Genomic DNA, 14,859 nt, shown 5'->3' with positions numbered 1-14,859 from the left:
CCCGCCGGCCCGCCTGCCGCAACACGCCTGCCCTGCCTTGACCTTCACACCGGTGTGAAGGCCCATGATGCTGCCATGACCGCGACCACACCGTTCGACCCGTACGCCCTGCTCGCCCGGAGCCGGCTCGGCATCCTCGCCACCATCAAGGCCGACGGCCGGCCCCAGCTGTCGCCCGTCCTGCCGTACTACGACCCGGAGACCAACGCCATCCTGGTCTCCACCCGGGACGGCCTGGCCAAGACCGCGAACCTGCGCCGGGACCCCAGGGTCAGCCTCGAGGTGACCGGCCCGGACGGCCGCACCTGGGCCACCGCCGAGGGCGTCGCCACCCTCACCGGGCCCGGCACCGACCCCGACGGCCCCGAGGTCGAGGCGCTGGTGGACTACTACCGTCGGGCCGCCGGCGAGCACCCCGACTGGGCGGAGTACCGCGCGGTGATGGTCGCCGACCGCCGCGTCCTGCTGACCATCCCGGTCGACCACGTCTACGGCTCCCGGGTCTGACCCCTCGGTCCCGTGCCGGCCGGCCGGGACGCCGCGCCGGGGACGGGCAACCGCGCCCGTGACGGCCGCGTCAGCGCCGGGTCGCGGTGACCACCGTCGCGTCGAGGTCCTCGTGCCGGATGTCGGCCGCCGCCAGGCCGGCCGCGCGGACGACCGCGAGGGCCGTCGGCGTCTGCCGCTCACTGGTCTCGAACAGCAGCGTCCCGCCCGCCGCGAGCCAGACCGGGGCCTCCGCCACGACCCGGCGCAGCACGTCCAGGCCGTCGGCGCCGCCGTCCAGCGCCGGCCGCGCCTCGTGCAGCCGTGCCTCCGGCGGCAGCAGCGCGATGTCGGCGGTCGGGACGTACGGGACGTTGGCGAGCAGCACGTCCACCCGGCCGCGCAGGGCGTCCGGCAGGGCGGCGAACAGGTCGCCCTCGAAGACCCGCGCCCCGGCGGGCCAGGCCCCGCCGGCGAGGTTGGTACGGGCGCAGCGGACGGCCGCCGGGTCGACGTCGGCCGCGTACAGCTCCACCGGGTGCGGCGCCGCGGCCGCCACCGCGGCCCCGAGGGCTCCGCTGCCGCAGCACAGGTCGACGACGACGGCGCCCGGGCGGGTGAGCCCGGTGGCCGTGGCGGCCAGGAACTCGCTGCGCCGGCGCGGGACGAAGACGCCCGGGTGGACGGCGATCCGCAGGCCGGCGAACTCGGCCCAGCCGACGACGTGTTCCAGCGGACGGCCGGCGGCCCGGGAGCTGACCATCGCGGCCAGTTCGGCCGGGGTCGTGGAGGCGGAGAGGAGGATCCGCGCCTCGTCCTCGGCGAACACGCAGCCCGCGGCGCGCAGCCGGGAGATCACCGAGGAACGGAGGGTGGCGGAGGTGAAGACGGACAAGAGGACCCCTTGGGGGAGATCGGGAGGAGAACGACTCCGTCAGGGCTCCCGCCAGGGCCTGTGCCGCGCCGACGCGTCCGCGCTACGCGCGCGGGGCGCCCGCACGGCCGCGCTCCGGGAGCACCCGCTCGGACATACCGGTAATGGGGCTCACCTCCTTGAGTCGCGGTCGTACTCGGCACCGGCCACCCTACCGCACCACTACCACGGGTGACCGGCCGTTCCCCGGGCCCGCACTGCTCCGTTCCCCGGGCCCGCACTGCTCCGTTCCCGGCCCCGGCCGCCCGTTCACGGGACCGGGTCCGCGCGCGTTCCACACGCCGATCGCGATGCGCCGCCGCGCGGGGCCGCGCACCCGTGGCGACCGCCGGCTGCCACGGGTGCGCGCCAGGTCAGGAGCAGTCCCAGTGGTGGGCCACCGGACGGTCCGGGCAGGCCCGGCACTCGAAGACGTAGACGCCGCCCGCGTCGCCGATCATCAGTCGGGCCGCCCGGTGGGCTCCACGGCCTCCGGTGGCGTCCTCGCGTTCCTCGCCGGTCTCGCTGTCGCGGTCCTCCAGAGGAAGCCAGGTACGGTACGACTCGCCGTCGTACTCCCCACTACTCACCGTCAGAAGGTGATCCATCGCCTGCCCGCAGCTCGGGCAGTCGGGCCAACAGGGGTCCTGGGTCCAGCTCGGGTATCCGCCGAGCTTGATCCCCGGGGCCTCGGCCAGGTGATAGCCGTACCACAGGCCGGTGCGGGCCTCCAGTTCCTCCATCCGTACCTGCAGTGCCGGGCTCAGCTCCTCCGGAATGTCCCAGCTCGGGTAGTCGACCACCGGCTCGGGGTGCACGACGCACGGTGCCGGGATGCTGTCCCGGGGCGCGGTGCCCACCGTCGACGGCGCGGCGGCCACGACCGGGCCCACCGCTGCGGAACTGCGCCAGATCACCCGGGGCGTGGCCGTCGGGCAGCCGTCGACGATGAACGGGCACCAGAGCACCTGCAGCAGGTCGGCCCCGGCGGGAGAGGCGAGCTGGGGAACGTCCTTCCGGTGGATCTGGACGACGGGGACCATCGGCACCGGCCCCTGTGTCGCGGGTTGCCCCCACTGCTCCGGGTGGCTGGTGCTCGGGCACAGCGGCCACGGCTCGCCGGCCGGCCACAGCAGCGGCCCACCGACCGAACTCTCGGACGGGGACGGCTCGCCGGCCCGCGGGTGGAGACGTACGGCCTCACGGCGCAGCGCCACCAGTTCGGGGAAGATCTCCTCCACATCCACGGGGCGTGGCGGGGTGGTGCGGGTCATGGTCGTCTCCGTGCGGCGGGGAAAGGGACGGCGTGCTGTATCGGGCGCCGATGGCTCAGGGGAGGTAGGGGGCGACCTGGTCGGCGAACTCCTCGGGGGTGAGGATGCGGATGCCGAGCTCCTCCGCCTTGGCCCGCTTGGAACCGGCCTTCTCGCCTGCCACCAGCAGGGTGGTGCGCTTGGAGACGGACGAGGAGGCCTTGCCGCCGGCGCGTTCGACGAGTTCGTTCATCTCGTTGCGGGACAGCGTGGCGAGCGGGCCGGTCATGCTGCCGGTGACGACCACGGCCTCGCCCGCGAGCGGGCCCGTGCCTGCACCGTCCTCGGCGGCCGGTTCCTCGGCGCCGACGGGAGAGGGTGCCTGCGGAGCGGTGACCTCGGTGCCCACCCCGCGGTCCGCGAGCTTGTCCAACAGATCTGCCAGTTCGGCGAGTTCGGCGACGACGACCCGGGCCTTCTCGACCCCGATGCCGTCCACGCCGGCCAGCGCCTCGGCGTCCGCGGCGCGGATCGCGGCCATGCTGCCGAAGTGGGCGGCGATCCGGCGGGACATGGTGCGGCCGGTGCCGCGGATGCCGAGCGCGCAGAACACCCGGTTCAGCGCGCGGCTTCGGGCCGTCTCGATGGCGGCGAGGAGCTTGTCGGCGCTGGTGTCGCCCATCCGCTCCAGGGTCAGCAGCTCGTCCCGGGTGAGGGTGAAGAGATCGGCGAGGTCGGCGACCAGGCCGGCCTCGACCAGTTGGACGGCGCGGGTGCCGCCGAGGCCCTCGATGTCGAGCTGGTCGCGCCCGGCGGCGTAGATCACCGAGGCGACCACCTGGCAGGCCCGGCCGCGCACGCAGCGCCAGCGCTGCTCGGAGGTGTCGATCGCGTCACCGCAGCGCGGGCAGACCTCGGGGAAGACGATCGGCTGCTCGGCGCCGGTGCGCTGGTCGACCAGCGGCGCCTCCACCCGCGGGATGACGTCCCCGGCCCGGTAGACGAACACCTCGTCCCCGATCATCAGACCGCGGCGTTCGATGTCGGCCGGGTTGTGCAGGGTGGCGTAGGTGACGGTGACGCCGTCGATCACCACCGGCTCGAGCACGGCGCGCGGCGCGATGATGCCGGTGCGGCCGACGTTCCACTCCACCCCGAGCAGTCTGGTCACCTTGTGCTGGGCCTGCAGCTTGCGGGCCACCGCCCAGCGCGGGGCCCGGGAGCCGGAGCCGGCCTCCTCCTGGTCGGCCACCGCGTCCGCCTTCACCACCACGCCGTCGATGCCGAAGGGCAGCGCGGCGCGCAGCGCGGCGATCCCGTCGATCCGCTGCTGCGCCTCGGCCAGGGTCGCGCAGCGCAGCGGCGCCGCGTCGGTGGCGGCGGCCGTGTTGGCGCCGAGGACGGCCAGCCGGGCCAACAGCTCGGCGTGGTCCAGGCGTTCGTCGGCCCCGGACAGGCCGAGGGCGTCGTAGGCGAAGAAGGTGAGCTCGACCCGGTAGGGGCGGTCCTTGGCGCGCAGGGTGCCGGCCGCGCCGCTGCGCGGGTGGGCGAAGGGGGTCGCGCCGTGCGCGGTGCGGACGGCGTTGGCCTGCTCGAACTGCTCGTGGGTGAGCAGCACCTCGCCGCGCAGCTCGACGTCCAGCGGCTCGGTGAGCCGCGCCGGCAGGCCGAGCACGGCGTCGGCGGCGGCGGTGATGTCCTCGCCGGCCAGGCCGTCACCGCGGGTGAGCACCTGGGTGAGCCGGCCGGCGCGGTAGCGGGCGGCGACGGCGAGGCCGTCCAGCTTCGGCTCGACGCACCAGGCTGCGACCGGACGGCCGAGCCGGCGCTCCAGCCCTGCCGCCCAGGCCTCCAGCTCCTCGGCCGAGAACACGTTGTCGAGGGAGAGCATCGGGGCGCTGTGCGGGACGTCGCCGACGACCGCGCCGCCGGCGACCTTGCCGGTCGGCGACTCGGCCAGCGCCTCGGCGGGGTGCGCGTCCTCGTAGGCCTCGATCGCCCGCACCAGGGCGTCGTACTCGTCGTCGCCGAGCGGCGTGGAGCCGTCGTCGTAGTACGCGGCGGCGGCGCGCACGGCGGTGGCGACGGCGTCGGCGTAGGCCTGCGGGGAGGCGAGGGCGGCGGGGGAAGCCGTGGTGGCTGCGTCCTTCATACCGACATCATGGCGACCCGCACTGACATTCGGCCTGCGCCCGCCCCGCCGCGGACGGCCGCGCGCCGCGCCCGCGGGTGCCGGCTGCGTCCCAGGTGAACGGGCGTGTCGGCGCGGTTCCGGCGGCGACCGGTGCGCCGGCGGGCGTTCCGGTGCGGCCGGGCCCGGCTCGGGCACGGTCGTGGTCGTGGTCGTGGTCGAGCGGACGGGGGCGATCGGGGACGGTCCAGGACCGGGGAGCACCGGCCGGAGGCGACGGCGGGGCGCTCAGCGCGACTGCGGGAGGTCCAGCAGGACGGTCTCGAACTCCTGCAGCGAACGCAGGGTCAGCCCGCCGGACGCCATCCCCCGGGCCCGGGTCGCGGCGGCGGCCCCGCGCGAGGCGACCAGGGCGGCCCGGTCGGCGAACAACCCGCCCACCGCGCCGCGTTCGTCCTCGACGCTGATCAGCATCGAGCCGCCGAGGTAGCCGTCGATGCGCTGCAGCGCGGGTAGGCCGTCCTCACGGAAGCGGGCAGCGACCCGCTCGGCGTCGGCCCGGTCGAGGTCGAACCCCACGACGCGGAACCACGACCCCGGCGCGGCCGCGGCCGGCCGGGAGGCCACCACGGCCTCCCACACCTCGGTGGTCGCCGTTGCGGCGAACGGGGCGAGCAGGTCGTCGCGCCGGCCGCGCAGCCGGCGGTCGCTGTCCTGCTCGGCCTGCCGGCTCTCCCACCAGGAGCCCATGGTGACGATGCCGAGCTCCCGGTCGGCGAACAGTCCGTAGCCCCGGTAGCCGGGCTGCGCGGACAGCAGCCCGACCGCCTCGGCGCGCAGCCCGTCGAGGGCCCCGTCGAGGAGGGCGGGATCCCCGGTGAAGTAGCCGGTGCGAACGAACACGGGCGGGCTCCTGACCTCGTTCCGGGCGCCCGGCGGCCGCCGGCGCCGTCCCCGGCACCTCCATCGCACGGCCCGGTGGGGGCCCGGGCAAGGCCACGGGGTCCGTTCGGAGGAGCGGGCCCGCCCCGGCCGGCCCCCGCCGGGCCCGGGGTTCAGTCCTGTTCGGGGCGGGTGCGCCGGGCGTAGGCGCGGGCCGCGCGGGCCCGGTCGCCGCAGCGGGTGGAGCACCAGTGGCGGCGTCCGTGCCGGAGCAGGTAGCGGGTGCAGGGGGTGGAGCCGCAGGCGGTGAGGCGCTCGGCGTCGGGGCCGGTCAGCAGGTCGGCGGCGTCGGCGGCGAGGGCCGCGAGGGCGTGTTCGACGATCGCGGCGGTGGGGTGCGGGGCCGCCCGGTAGGGGCCGGTCTCCTCGTCCCAGCAGAGCAGCCGGGCCGTGGGCAGCCGGGTCAGGGCGTCGTTGACGGCGGACAGGGCGGCGGGGAGCGCGGGCAGTCCGGCGACCCTGGCCGCGAACAGTGCCCTGACCTGCTCGCGCATCGCGCGCACCAGGCCCGCACACATGTCCTGAAGGCCGGCGTCGGCCGGGGCGAGGGCGTGTTCGAGGAGCCACCGGTTGGTCCCCGCGGGGGTGGCGAGGCGGTCCAGGACGTAGCCGCCGGGCACCGTGACGGAGCTGTTGACCAGGGCGAGGGAGGGGTGCTGCTCCTCCCCCGGCGCGGGTGGCACGGCGGCTTCGTCGGTCTGGGTCTCCCTCATGGATCTCATGGTATCGGTTGCGCCCATCCGTGAGAGCCCGCTACGGTTTCTCACGGATAAACCACTCCCATCCGTGAGGTGTGCTTCGCCATGGCTTCTTCCGACCCGACCGTCGAGCAGTTCCCCGTCCGCCTCTTCGGCGGCCCGACCGCCCTCTTCGAGTACGGCGGCCTGCGCTTCCTCACCGACCCGACCTTCGACGCCCCGGGCGACTACCAGCGCCCGGGCGGCCCGGTCCTGACCAAGACCGCCCCGGCCGCCGGCGGCCCCGCCGACGTCGGCCGCGTCGACGTGGTCCTGCTCTCCCACGACGAGCACGCCGACAACCTCGACCACTCCGGCCGGGCACTGCTCGCCGACGTGCCGCTCACCCTCACCACCCCCGGCGGCGGCCGGCGCCTCGGGGGCACCGCGAGGGGCCTGGCCGACTGGGAGTCGGTCACCCTGGACCGCCCCGGCGGCGGCACCGTCACGGTGACCGCCGCACCCGCCCTGCACGGACCGGGGGCCCGCGAGGACGTCGAGGCCGTCACCGGGCAGGTCGTCGGCTTCGTCCTGACCGGCGAGGGGCTGCCCACCGTCTACGTCAGCGGCGACAACGCCTCGCTCGACGCCGTCCGGGAGATCGCCGAACGGTTCGCCCCCGTGGACACCGCGGTCCTCTTCGCCGGGGCGCCCCGCTTCCCCGTCCTCTTCGACGGCGAGCCCCTCGTCCTGGACAGCAAGCAGGCGGCCGAGGCCGCCCGGATCCTGGGCGCCCGCCGGGTGGTCCCGGTCCACCACGACAGCTGGGCCCACTTCACCGAGGGCCGGGACGACCTGGTGGCCGCGTTCACCGCCGCCGGCCTGGCGGACCGCCTGCACACGGCGTGACCGGCCCCGGCCGGGGGGCGGGACGGGGTGACGGGCCGGGGGCGGGGGGCCGGGGGCCGGGGTGACGGGCCCGTCGACCCGGCGGGTGCCGCGGCCCGCACCCCGGCCGGGCTCAGGCGGGCAGCGGCGCCCGCGGCCTGGTCCGGTAGGCGCCCGACCCGCCCGGGGGGACGAGGCAGGGCAGCAGCCACTCCCACAGGGCGCCGACCCGGCGGGCGCGCTCCTCGTCGGCGCCGCCGTCGCCGAAGACCACCTCCAGGCCGCAGGCGGCCGCCACCACGAGGGTCTCCGGCCCCAGGACGCCCGGCCGGTCGCGCAGTTCACCGGCGCGGCGCGCCCCGACGAGCAGTTCGCGGACGACACCGGCCCAGATGCCGTGGAAGCCCGGCACCCCCTCGACCGGGGCGGCGGTGCCGGTGGCGGCGACACCGGAGGCGGTCCCACCGGGGCCGGCCGCACCGACGGCGGCCGCGCCCGGGGCCGCCGGGCCGGACTGCCAGCCACCGCCCTCGCGGCCGAGACGGAACGCGGCGCGCACCACCGCGTCCGAGCCCAGGGCGTCGACCAGCCAGTAGCCCGAGTCGATCAGCGTCTGGAGCGGGGAGGCGGTCGCGCGCAGCGCGCGGCAGGCACTGCGCAGGGAGCACTCGGCCTGCTGGAACACCGCTCTGGCCAACTCGTCCTTGGACGCGAAGTGGAAGTAGAGCGCCCCCTTGGTCACCCCCGCGGCCCCGGCGATCTCGCCGAGCGTCGCACCGGCGTAGCCGTGACGGTCGAACAGTTCCGCCCCCGCCTCCACCAGCCGTCCGCGCGTCCGTTCCGACCTCTCCTGCACCACCCGACCCACAACCCCTCACAGCGACCAGCAGGTTCCGACCTCGCCCGGGCGGGACGCCCGGTGCCGCAACGCCTTCGGCGACGAACTCCGCGGAGCCTCAGCCGACCCGACTGAGCCGGGCGGCGGCCGGCTCCGACCCGGCCGCCGCCTCCGCCCTGGCGGGCGCGGCCGCCTCACGCTCCGGACGCTCCGGCCCGGTCATCAGGATCGAGCGCTGCAGCCGCCGCAGGCCGATCGACGGCTCCATGCCCAACTCCCTTACCAGGGTGTTGCGCAGGCGCTGGTAGGCCTCCAGCGCCTCGCCGCGCCGGCCGGAGCGGTGCAGGGCGATCATGTACTGGCCGTGCAGGCTCTCGTGGGTGCGGTAGCGGTCCACCAGCACGGTCAGTTCGGCGAGCAGCACCCGGTGCCGGCCCAGCCGCAGGTCCGCCTCGATCCGCTGGTCCAGCGCACAGAGCCGGGTCTCCTCCAACCGCTTCGCCTCCACCCCCAGCTGACCGCCGGCCGGGACGTCGGCGAAGGCCGCCCCGCGCCACAGGCCGAGCGCCTCGGCGAGCATCCGGGCGGCCAGCGGGTGGTCCTCGCCGTCCATGGCGCGGTAGCCCATGCCGGCCAGGCGCTCGAACTCCCGGACGTCCGTCATCCCGCCACCGCTGTTGAGCATGTAGCCGCCGGGCGAGGTCACCAGCACGTCCTTGGCGCAGGAGACCCCGGCCGCCGCGCCCACCTGCCCGAGCGCGCGGTCGATCATGTCGCGCAGCTGGAGCACGTACGTCTGGACGGTGGTGCGCGCGCTGCGCGGCGGTCGCCCGGACCACAGCTCGTCGGCCAACGCCCTTGCCGGCACCACCTGGTCGGCCCGCAGGGCCAGCAACCCCAGCACCTGACGCGGCTTCGGTGCCGACGGCACCACCGAGACCCCGCACACCCGGACGTCCAGCGCCCCGAGCACCCGAATTTCCACGATGACCACCCCAATCACACGGAACGCCGCAGGCCTGTCCGCCGCGGCCGGCACCCGGGTCGACACCCCTAGGGCGACTGTCACCAGTCAAAAACAGGACGCGCGGTTTGTCAATACAAAACCGAACGCGCTGTTTGTTTCTGTGGAATGGGTGGCCCGGGGCTGGACGGCCAGTCGGATCGACCGAGCGTCACGGCTGCGGCACCCGGAGCGACCGGCCACGGACGTGCCGAAGGCGGCGCCGGACCCCTCGGGCCCCGCACCGCCACGTCTTCATCCGGTCCGACCGGGCCGGCCCGCGCGGCAGCCCCCGCTCGGCCGCCCCCGCGCGCCCGCCGCCCGCTCCCGACCCGGCGCGCCGCCGCGGGCGGGGAGGACGCCCACCGAGGTCAACCGGGCTGCGCCACCATGGACTTCAGCTCACCGGACGCCGACCTCGTCGACGACCGCCCCGACCCCGGAGCGCTCCTCGGCCGGGTCCGCGCCCGGGTCTGCGCCGGCCTCCTCGGCCGCCCGGGCGGCGGCCACCTCCGCGACCACCCGGGCGCCGCGGTCCGGCCCCATCTGCAGCGAGCCGAGCACGCCCGGCACCGCGATGCTCGGCATCAGGTGCTGGAACAGCCCGGCCACCCGTTGCTCCAGGTCCGCCCGCCCGGACAGCTTCTGCGACTGGATCTGCACGCCCGTCCAGGCGGCCGTGACCAGCCAGGCCGTGTCCGCCGGCACGATGTGCGGCAGCAGCTCGCCGCGCTCCCCGGCGGCGGTCAGCAGCGCCTCCAGGCGTCCGATCCACCCGGGGATCGCCCCGCCGCCGAGATCGTCGAAGACGTCCTGGCCGAGCGAGAGCCGGGCCCCCGCGCTGAGCAGCGGGTCACGCGGCATCAGATAGGCCACCACCATCCCGGTGTCCACGAACTCCTGCAGTTTGCAGACCCGTTCGGGCACACCGTCCTGGACGAACTGCTCCTCCACGACACCCTGGGCGAGATCCCGCTTGGAAGCGAAATGGAAGTACACCGCGCCGCGCGTCACCCCGGCCCGCGAGACCACCTCGCCGATGGTGGCGCCCTCGTAGCCGAACTCGTCGAAGACCGACGCCGCCGCCTCGAGGATCAGCCGACGCGTCCGGAGCGCCCGCTCCTGCCGTACCACCCGCAACCACCCCGCCCAGAGCTCCGGAAAACAAAACCAAACACCCCGTATCTTAGCTACCGGTGGCCCGAGAGCGACAAGACGAAGTCCGGGAATCACCCCAAAGGCTCCTTCTCCCCCACCTGCCTCCCCCGGTCATTCCACAGGAGACGCGAAGCCTCCACCGGGCACCCGGAAACGGCAGCCGCACCAGCGTCCTTCGCCACCGACAAAACCGAACGATCGGTATTCCAATCTCCCGTTCGGCGACGACAGCCTCGTCCACAACCGAAAGGTTGAATAGCCCGGAGCCCGGGAGTACCGTTGTCCTCAACCAATCGGTTGCGGAAGAACAGAGGTGCGTGGTGGCCGTCGACCAGCTGTCCCGGGCGTTCGTCGCCCTGGCCGATCCGACCAGGCGCGACATCGTCGCCCGGCTCTCGGTCCAGGACGCCACCGTCGGCGAGCTGGCCGAGTCCTACGCGATGTCCATGCAGGCCGTCTCCAAGCACCTCAAGGTGCTCGAGGAGGCCGGACTGGTGAGCCGCAGCCGGGACGCGCAGCGACGGCCGTGCCACCTGGAGCCGCAGGTGTTCGACCTGATGACGAGCTGGATCGAGCGGTACCGCCGCCAGGCGGAGGAGCGCTTCGGCCGCCTGGACGCCGTCCTCGCGGCCATGGCCGACGACGAGACCCCCGGGCCCCGCCCCGACCGGAAGCGACACGCAGAACAGACAGAACGGACAGAACACTCCGAGCACACCGGAGGGAGCGACCGGCCCGCACGGGACGGCCGACCCGCGCAACACGAAGGAGACCCGTCATGACCTCCGCCACCGGCCACGAGACCCGGATCGACGCGGACCCGGCACTGCCGACCATCCGGATCGTCCGCGAGTTCGACGCCCCGCAGGAGAGGGTGTTCCGCGCCTGGATCGAGCCCGAGCTGGTCGCCCGGTGGCTCGGCCCCCGGGACCTCGACATGAAGATCGACACCTGGGAGGGGCGCACCGGCGGCCACTACCGCTACTCCATGCACCGCGAGGGGCAGCAGGTCGCCGCCTTCTACGGCTCCTTCCACGAAGTCCGACCGGCGAGCCGGCTCGTCCAGACCTTCACCTTCGAGGGCGTGCCGGACGGCGTCTCGCTGGACACCGCCGTCTTCGAACCCGTGGGCGAGGGCCGTACCCGCGTCACCGTGCTCTCCGTGGTCGACAGCCTCACCGCCCGCGACGCCATCCTGGCCAGCGGCATGGAGCACGGCGTGGTCGAGGGCTACCGCAAGCTGGACGCGCTGCTCGCCTCCTCCTGACAGCTCACCCCTGACGCCTCCTCCTGACACCTCACCCCTGACGCCTCCGCAAAGGCCCGATCCGTCCGGGCGGCGGCCCGCATCGCGCACGGCCGCCGCCCACTGCTGCCCGCGCCGCCCTCCACAGCCAGCCGGCGTCGCCCGCTGTCACGGGCCGGCGACACCGCCCGGCGTCACGGCCCGGCGTCACGGCTGGTCCGGCTCCCCCGCGCCCAGCAGCTCCTGGGCCGCGCGGACGAAAGCCCGGCCGGCGGCGGTGGAGCGGTCACGGTGCCAGAGCAGGCCCCACTCCACCGGCGCCGCACCGGCCAGCGGCCGGTACACCACGTCCGGGCGGGCGTGGTAGCGCCGGGTCTGCGCTCCGACCGGGAACACCCCGAGCCCGGCCCCGACCAGCATCAGCACCTCGTTCAGCGTGCCGCCCACCGGCCCGAGCGCGGACGCCTCCCCGACGGACGGTCGAGGAGCCGGAGCACCGCGCGGGGCAACCGAGCCCGACGGCCCGCCACCCGGCGCAGCGCCCGACGGCCCGCCACCCGATGACGGGCCGCCCGGTGCGCCGCCGCCCAGCACGGACCGGGGCCCCCGGTCCACCCGGAAGGACTCCGGCAGGTCCGCGGGCAGCCGGACGAACGGCACCCCGAGCAGGTCCTCGGGCGCCACCGAGGCCGCCTCGGCCAACCGGTGCCCCGCCGGAACGGCGAGCATCCGGGGTTCGCTGACCAGCACCGGCCCCATCACCAACTCCGGTGAGAGCAGCGGGAACTCCGCGAACACGAGATCCACCTCACCCGCCCGCAACAGGTCGAGCCGCTGCAGCAGCGGCGCCTCACGCAGCACCACCTCCCACCCCGCCAGCCGCCCGCGGAAGAGCTCGGCGACCCCGAACAGCAGCTGTCCGGCGGCCGGCTCTGCATAGGCCACCCGCAGCTCCCCGGCCTGCCCGTGCGCCGCGTCGGTGGCGCGCTGGACGGCCGCGCCGACCGCCCGCCACGCCGGCCCCAGCTCCTCCGCCAGCTGCCGGCCGATCGCCGTCGGCTCGACCCGGCGGCTCGTCCGGGCGAACAGCGGTGCACCCACCCGGCGTTCGAGCTTCCGCACGGTCTGGCTGACCCGCGCGGTCGAGACGTGCAGCCGCTCGGCCGTCCGCCCGAAGTGCAGCTCCTCCGACAGCACCAGGAAGGTCTCGATCTCGTGCCGCTCCGGCATCCCCGCCCCCGTTCGCCGCGGCACGCACCGCCCGTCGCCCAGCCGCCGGCGTCAGCAGCCGCGCTTCATCGTGAAGCACCGCTCATCGTTCAGTCTCCCTTCACGATCGTTGCACGGACCGCCGTTGATCACCCCACCGCCCCCGGGGGAGAGTGGAGCCGTCCACCGAGGCCCGCCAAGGCCGCTCACCCCCACGGGAGTTCCCATGTTCGTCACCACCGGCCGCGCGCTCACCGCCCCCGCCGCCGACCTCGCCGCCGTCACCGCCGAACTCCGCGACCGCACCGAGATCCTGGACGCGCTGCTCCGCTTCGCCCTCGGCCAGGACCTCAAGGACCGCGACCTCTTCGCCTCCTCCTTCACCACCGACGCCGAACTCGACTTCCGCCCCGCGGCCGCCGCCTGGGGCGCCGAGCCGCCCCTGATGGTCGGCCGGGAGCCGATCGTCGACACGATCCTGAGCATGTTCACCGGACGGGTGAACACCACCCACCAGGTCACCAACCCGCGGATCACCGTGGACGGCGACCGGGCCCGGCTCACCGCCCTCGTCGAAGCACAGCACCTGCTGACCGCCGACCCGGCCACGCACGCACTGCTGAAGAACCGCTACGACGTCGAGCTGCTCCGCGACGGCGACCGCTGGCTGATGCACCGCGTCCGGATCGAGAACGTCTGGCTGACCGGCGAGCCGAAGGCGATCTTCGGCGGCTGAGGCCCGCTGCACCGGTCAGGGCAGCACCGCCACGGCCTCCACCTCCACCAGCTGGTCGTCGTAGCCGAGCACGGTGACGCCCAGCAGCGTGCTGGGGGCGTCGTGCTCGCCCAGGTAGGAACGGTAGACGTCCCAGACCTTCACCAAGTCGGCCTGGTCGGCCGAAGCGACGTACACCGTCGTCCGGGCGACGTCCGTGAGCCCGGCGCCGGCCTCCTCCAGGACGGCTATCAGGTTGCGCATCACCTGGTGGGCCTGCCCCTCGTAGTCCCCCACCGCCACCGTCCGCCCCTCCCCGTCCAGGGGGCAGGCGCCGGCGAGCCAGAGCGTACGGACCGGGGCGTCGACGACCGCCGCGTAGGCGTAGTCGACGGCGGGGGTGAGGCGCGGGTGACGCATCAGTGTGACGGGGCTGCTCATCTGGACTCCCGAGGTCGCGACCGAACGTTCGCGCCCATCGTTGGCGCCTCCCGAATGACCGTCAATCGATTTACCAGCGGATTTCCCGCCACTGCGGGGCCCGTGCGTCCACGGTTCACCGCTGCGGGTGATGGCGGGTCAACTCGGCGAAGCGGAATCCTGGTCTGGTCCTGGGCGTCGCGCATCCGCCGCCCGATCGGCCGACGAGAGCAGGGAGTCAGCGATGGAACCCCGAGCACCCGAGGAGCCCGGTTCGACCGCGGGGGCACCACGGCCCGACCGCGACCGCGAGGAGCCCGCCGGCGTCGGACGGCGCCGTGTGCTGGGCCTGGCCCTGGGCGCCGGCCTCGTCCCGGCACTGGCGACGGAGGCGGCGGCCCACCCCGGCCGGGCGCCCCGCGTGGAAGCGCCCCGCGACGCCGCCGCGCTGGGCCGTAGGGTCGCCGAGGTGGCCGCCGCCCAGATCGGCGTGCCCTATGCCTGGGGCGGCGGCGACCGCCTGGGCGCGAGCCTCGGCTTCTGCGACGACGAGAACGGCTACCTCGACGGCAAGTGCCTCGGGGAGAGCACGGTCGGCTTCGACTGCAGCGGCCTGTCGCTGTACTGCTGGTTCCGGGCCAGCGACGGCACGGTCGAGCTGGGGCACTACACCGTCGCCCAGTTCCACCGCAGCGCCCCGGTGGAGCGCGCCGACCTCGCCCCGGGGGACCTGCTGTTCTTCTCCCGCCCCGACGCACCGCTGCACCACGTCGGGATCCACGCGGGCGGCGGCGCGATGATCCACGCGGAACGCACCGGGACCCTGATCGCCCGGGTCGAGAACGTCCTCGACGTCCCGCGCTGGGCAGGCGAGTTCGCCGGCGCCCGCCGACCCGGCCCCACCGCCTGACCCGCCCGGCGGCCGGGGTCCGGGCCCCGGCCGCCGGGCGGCGCGGGCAGCCGGCCCTACAGCCCGACGA

The 14,859-nt window shown here is 75.1% G+C and carries 16 protein-coding genes; 6 read left to right on the top strand and 10 right to left on the bottom strand.

Going from position 1 to position 14,859, the window contains the following annotated elements:
- Nucleotides 1-75: 75 nt before the first annotated feature.
- A complete protein-coding gene (locus AB0N04_RS36490; RefSeq protein WP_360221738.1) occupies nucleotides 76-507 on the top strand; it encodes a PPOX class F420-dependent oxidoreductase in 432 nt (143 codons plus the stop codon).
- A gap of 70 nt (nucleotides 508-577) precedes the next feature.
- Here the strand turns inward: AB0N04_RS36490 and AB0N04_RS36485 are convergent, their stop codons facing one another.
- From AB0N04_RS36485 to AB0N04_RS36465, 5 genes are all read right to left on the bottom strand, one after another.
- Nucleotides 578-1,381, bottom strand: a complete 804-nt coding sequence (locus AB0N04_RS36485; RefSeq protein ID WP_360221735.1) for a putative protein N(5)-glutamine methyltransferase — start codon at nucleotides 1,379-1,381, stop codon at nucleotides 578-580.
- Nucleotides 1,382-1,773: 392 nt separating this feature from the next.
- The gene (locus AB0N04_RS36480) at nucleotides 1,774-2,673 is read right to left on the bottom strand and encodes a DUF1963 domain-containing protein (protein ID WP_360221732.1); all 900 of its coding nucleotides are present in this window, start codon (nucleotides 2,671-2,673) and stop codon (nucleotides 1,774-1,776) included.
- 55 nt (nucleotides 2,674-2,728) lie between these two features.
- A complete protein-coding gene (ligA, locus tag AB0N04_RS36475; protein WP_360221729.1) occupies nucleotides 2,729-4,804 on the bottom strand; it encodes an NAD-dependent DNA ligase LigA in 2,076 nt (691 codons plus the stop codon).
- 267 nt (nucleotides 4,805-5,071) lie between these two features.
- Nucleotides 5,072-5,686, bottom strand: coding sequence for a hypothetical protein (locus tag AB0N04_RS36470; RefSeq protein WP_360221726.1), 615 nt, complete (start codon nucleotides 5,684-5,686; stop codon nucleotides 5,072-5,074).
- Nucleotides 5,687-5,838: 152 nt separating this feature from the next.
- Nucleotides 5,839-6,438, bottom strand: a complete 600-nt coding sequence (locus AB0N04_RS36465; protein WP_360221723.1) for an ABATE domain-containing protein — start codon at nucleotides 6,436-6,438, stop codon at nucleotides 5,839-5,841.
- A gap of 90 nt (nucleotides 6,439-6,528) precedes the next feature.
- Here AB0N04_RS36465 and AB0N04_RS36460 point away from each other — a divergent pair, with 90 nt between their 5' ends.
- The gene (locus AB0N04_RS36460; RefSeq protein ID WP_360221720.1) at nucleotides 6,529-7,311 is read left to right on the top strand and encodes an MBL fold metallo-hydrolase; all 783 of its coding nucleotides are present in this window, start codon (nucleotides 6,529-6,531) and stop codon (nucleotides 7,309-7,311) included.
- Between the two features lie 112 nt (nucleotides 7,312-7,423).
- On the opposite strand, the gene AB0N04_RS36455 is transcribed toward AB0N04_RS36460, so the two are convergent.
- The 3 genes from AB0N04_RS36455 to AB0N04_RS36445 form a co-directional block, all read right to left on the bottom strand.
- Complete coding sequence (locus tag AB0N04_RS36455; RefSeq protein WP_360221717.1) at nucleotides 7,424-8,149, bottom strand: TetR family transcriptional regulator; 726 nt, start codon at nucleotides 8,147-8,149, stop codon at nucleotides 7,424-7,426.
- Between the two features lie 97 nt (nucleotides 8,150-8,246).
- Nucleotides 8,247-9,113, bottom strand: a complete 867-nt coding sequence (locus AB0N04_RS36450; RefSeq protein ID WP_363365654.1) for an AfsR/SARP family transcriptional regulator — start codon at nucleotides 9,111-9,113, stop codon at nucleotides 8,247-8,249.
- A 420-nt stretch (nucleotides 9,114-9,533) separates the two neighbouring features.
- On the bottom strand, nucleotides 9,534-10,265 hold the full coding sequence (locus AB0N04_RS36445; protein ID WP_360223297.1) for a ScbR family autoregulator-binding transcription factor: 732 nt from the start codon (nucleotides 10,263-10,265) through the stop codon (nucleotides 9,534-9,536).
- Nucleotides 10,266-10,609: 344 nt separating this feature from the next.
- On the opposite strand from AB0N04_RS36445, the gene AB0N04_RS36440 reads away from it, so the two are divergent.
- Both AB0N04_RS36440 and AB0N04_RS36435 read left to right on the top strand, forming a co-directional pair.
- Entirely contained in the window at nucleotides 10,610-11,071 is a 462-nt protein-coding gene (locus AB0N04_RS36440) for a metalloregulator ArsR/SmtB family transcription factor (protein WP_360223294.1), read from the top strand.
- Nucleotides 11,068-11,556 carry an SRPBCC family protein gene (locus tag AB0N04_RS36435; RefSeq protein WP_360223291.1) on the top strand — a complete coding sequence of 163 codons (489 nt, stop codon included), beginning with the start codon at nucleotides 11,068-11,070 and terminating at the stop codon, nucleotides 11,554-11,556. The genes AB0N04_RS36440 and AB0N04_RS36435 overlap by 4 nt, the downstream gene beginning before the upstream one ends.
- A 186-nt stretch (nucleotides 11,557-11,742) precedes the next feature.
- Here the strand turns inward: AB0N04_RS36435 and AB0N04_RS36430 are convergent, their stop codons facing one another.
- Complete coding sequence (locus tag AB0N04_RS36430; RefSeq protein WP_360223288.1) at nucleotides 11,743-12,765, bottom strand: LysR substrate-binding domain-containing protein; 1,023 nt, start codon at nucleotides 12,763-12,765, stop codon at nucleotides 11,743-11,745.
- Nucleotides 12,766-12,970: 205 nt separating this feature from the next.
- Here AB0N04_RS36430 and AB0N04_RS36425 point away from each other — a divergent pair, with 205 nt between their 5' ends.
- Nucleotides 12,971-13,480: a nuclear transport factor 2 family protein gene (locus AB0N04_RS36425; RefSeq protein WP_360223285.1), complete on the top strand. Its 510-nt coding sequence runs from the start codon at nucleotides 12,971-12,973 to the stop codon at nucleotides 13,478-13,480.
- Between the two features lie 15 nt (nucleotides 13,481-13,495).
- On the opposite strand, the gene AB0N04_RS36420 is transcribed toward AB0N04_RS36425, so the two are convergent.
- Nucleotides 13,496-13,900: a RidA family protein gene (locus AB0N04_RS36420; protein WP_360223282.1), complete on the bottom strand. Its 405-nt coding sequence runs from the start codon at nucleotides 13,898-13,900 to the stop codon at nucleotides 13,496-13,498.
- A gap of 223 nt (nucleotides 13,901-14,123) precedes the next feature.
- On the opposite strand from AB0N04_RS36420, the gene AB0N04_RS36415 reads away from it, so the two are divergent.
- On the top strand, nucleotides 14,124-14,789 hold the full coding sequence (locus AB0N04_RS36415; RefSeq protein ID WP_360223279.1) for an NlpC/P60 family protein: 666 nt from the start codon (nucleotides 14,124-14,126) through the stop codon (nucleotides 14,787-14,789).
- Nucleotides 14,790-14,859 lie beyond the last annotated feature (70 nt).

This window comes from Kitasatospora sp. NPDC051702, assembly GCF_040681575.1.
Classification (GTDB): Bacteria; Actinomycetota; Actinomycetes; order Streptomycetales; family Streptomycetaceae; genus Kitasatospora.
This window is presented reverse-complemented; position numbering and strand designations above follow the sequence as displayed.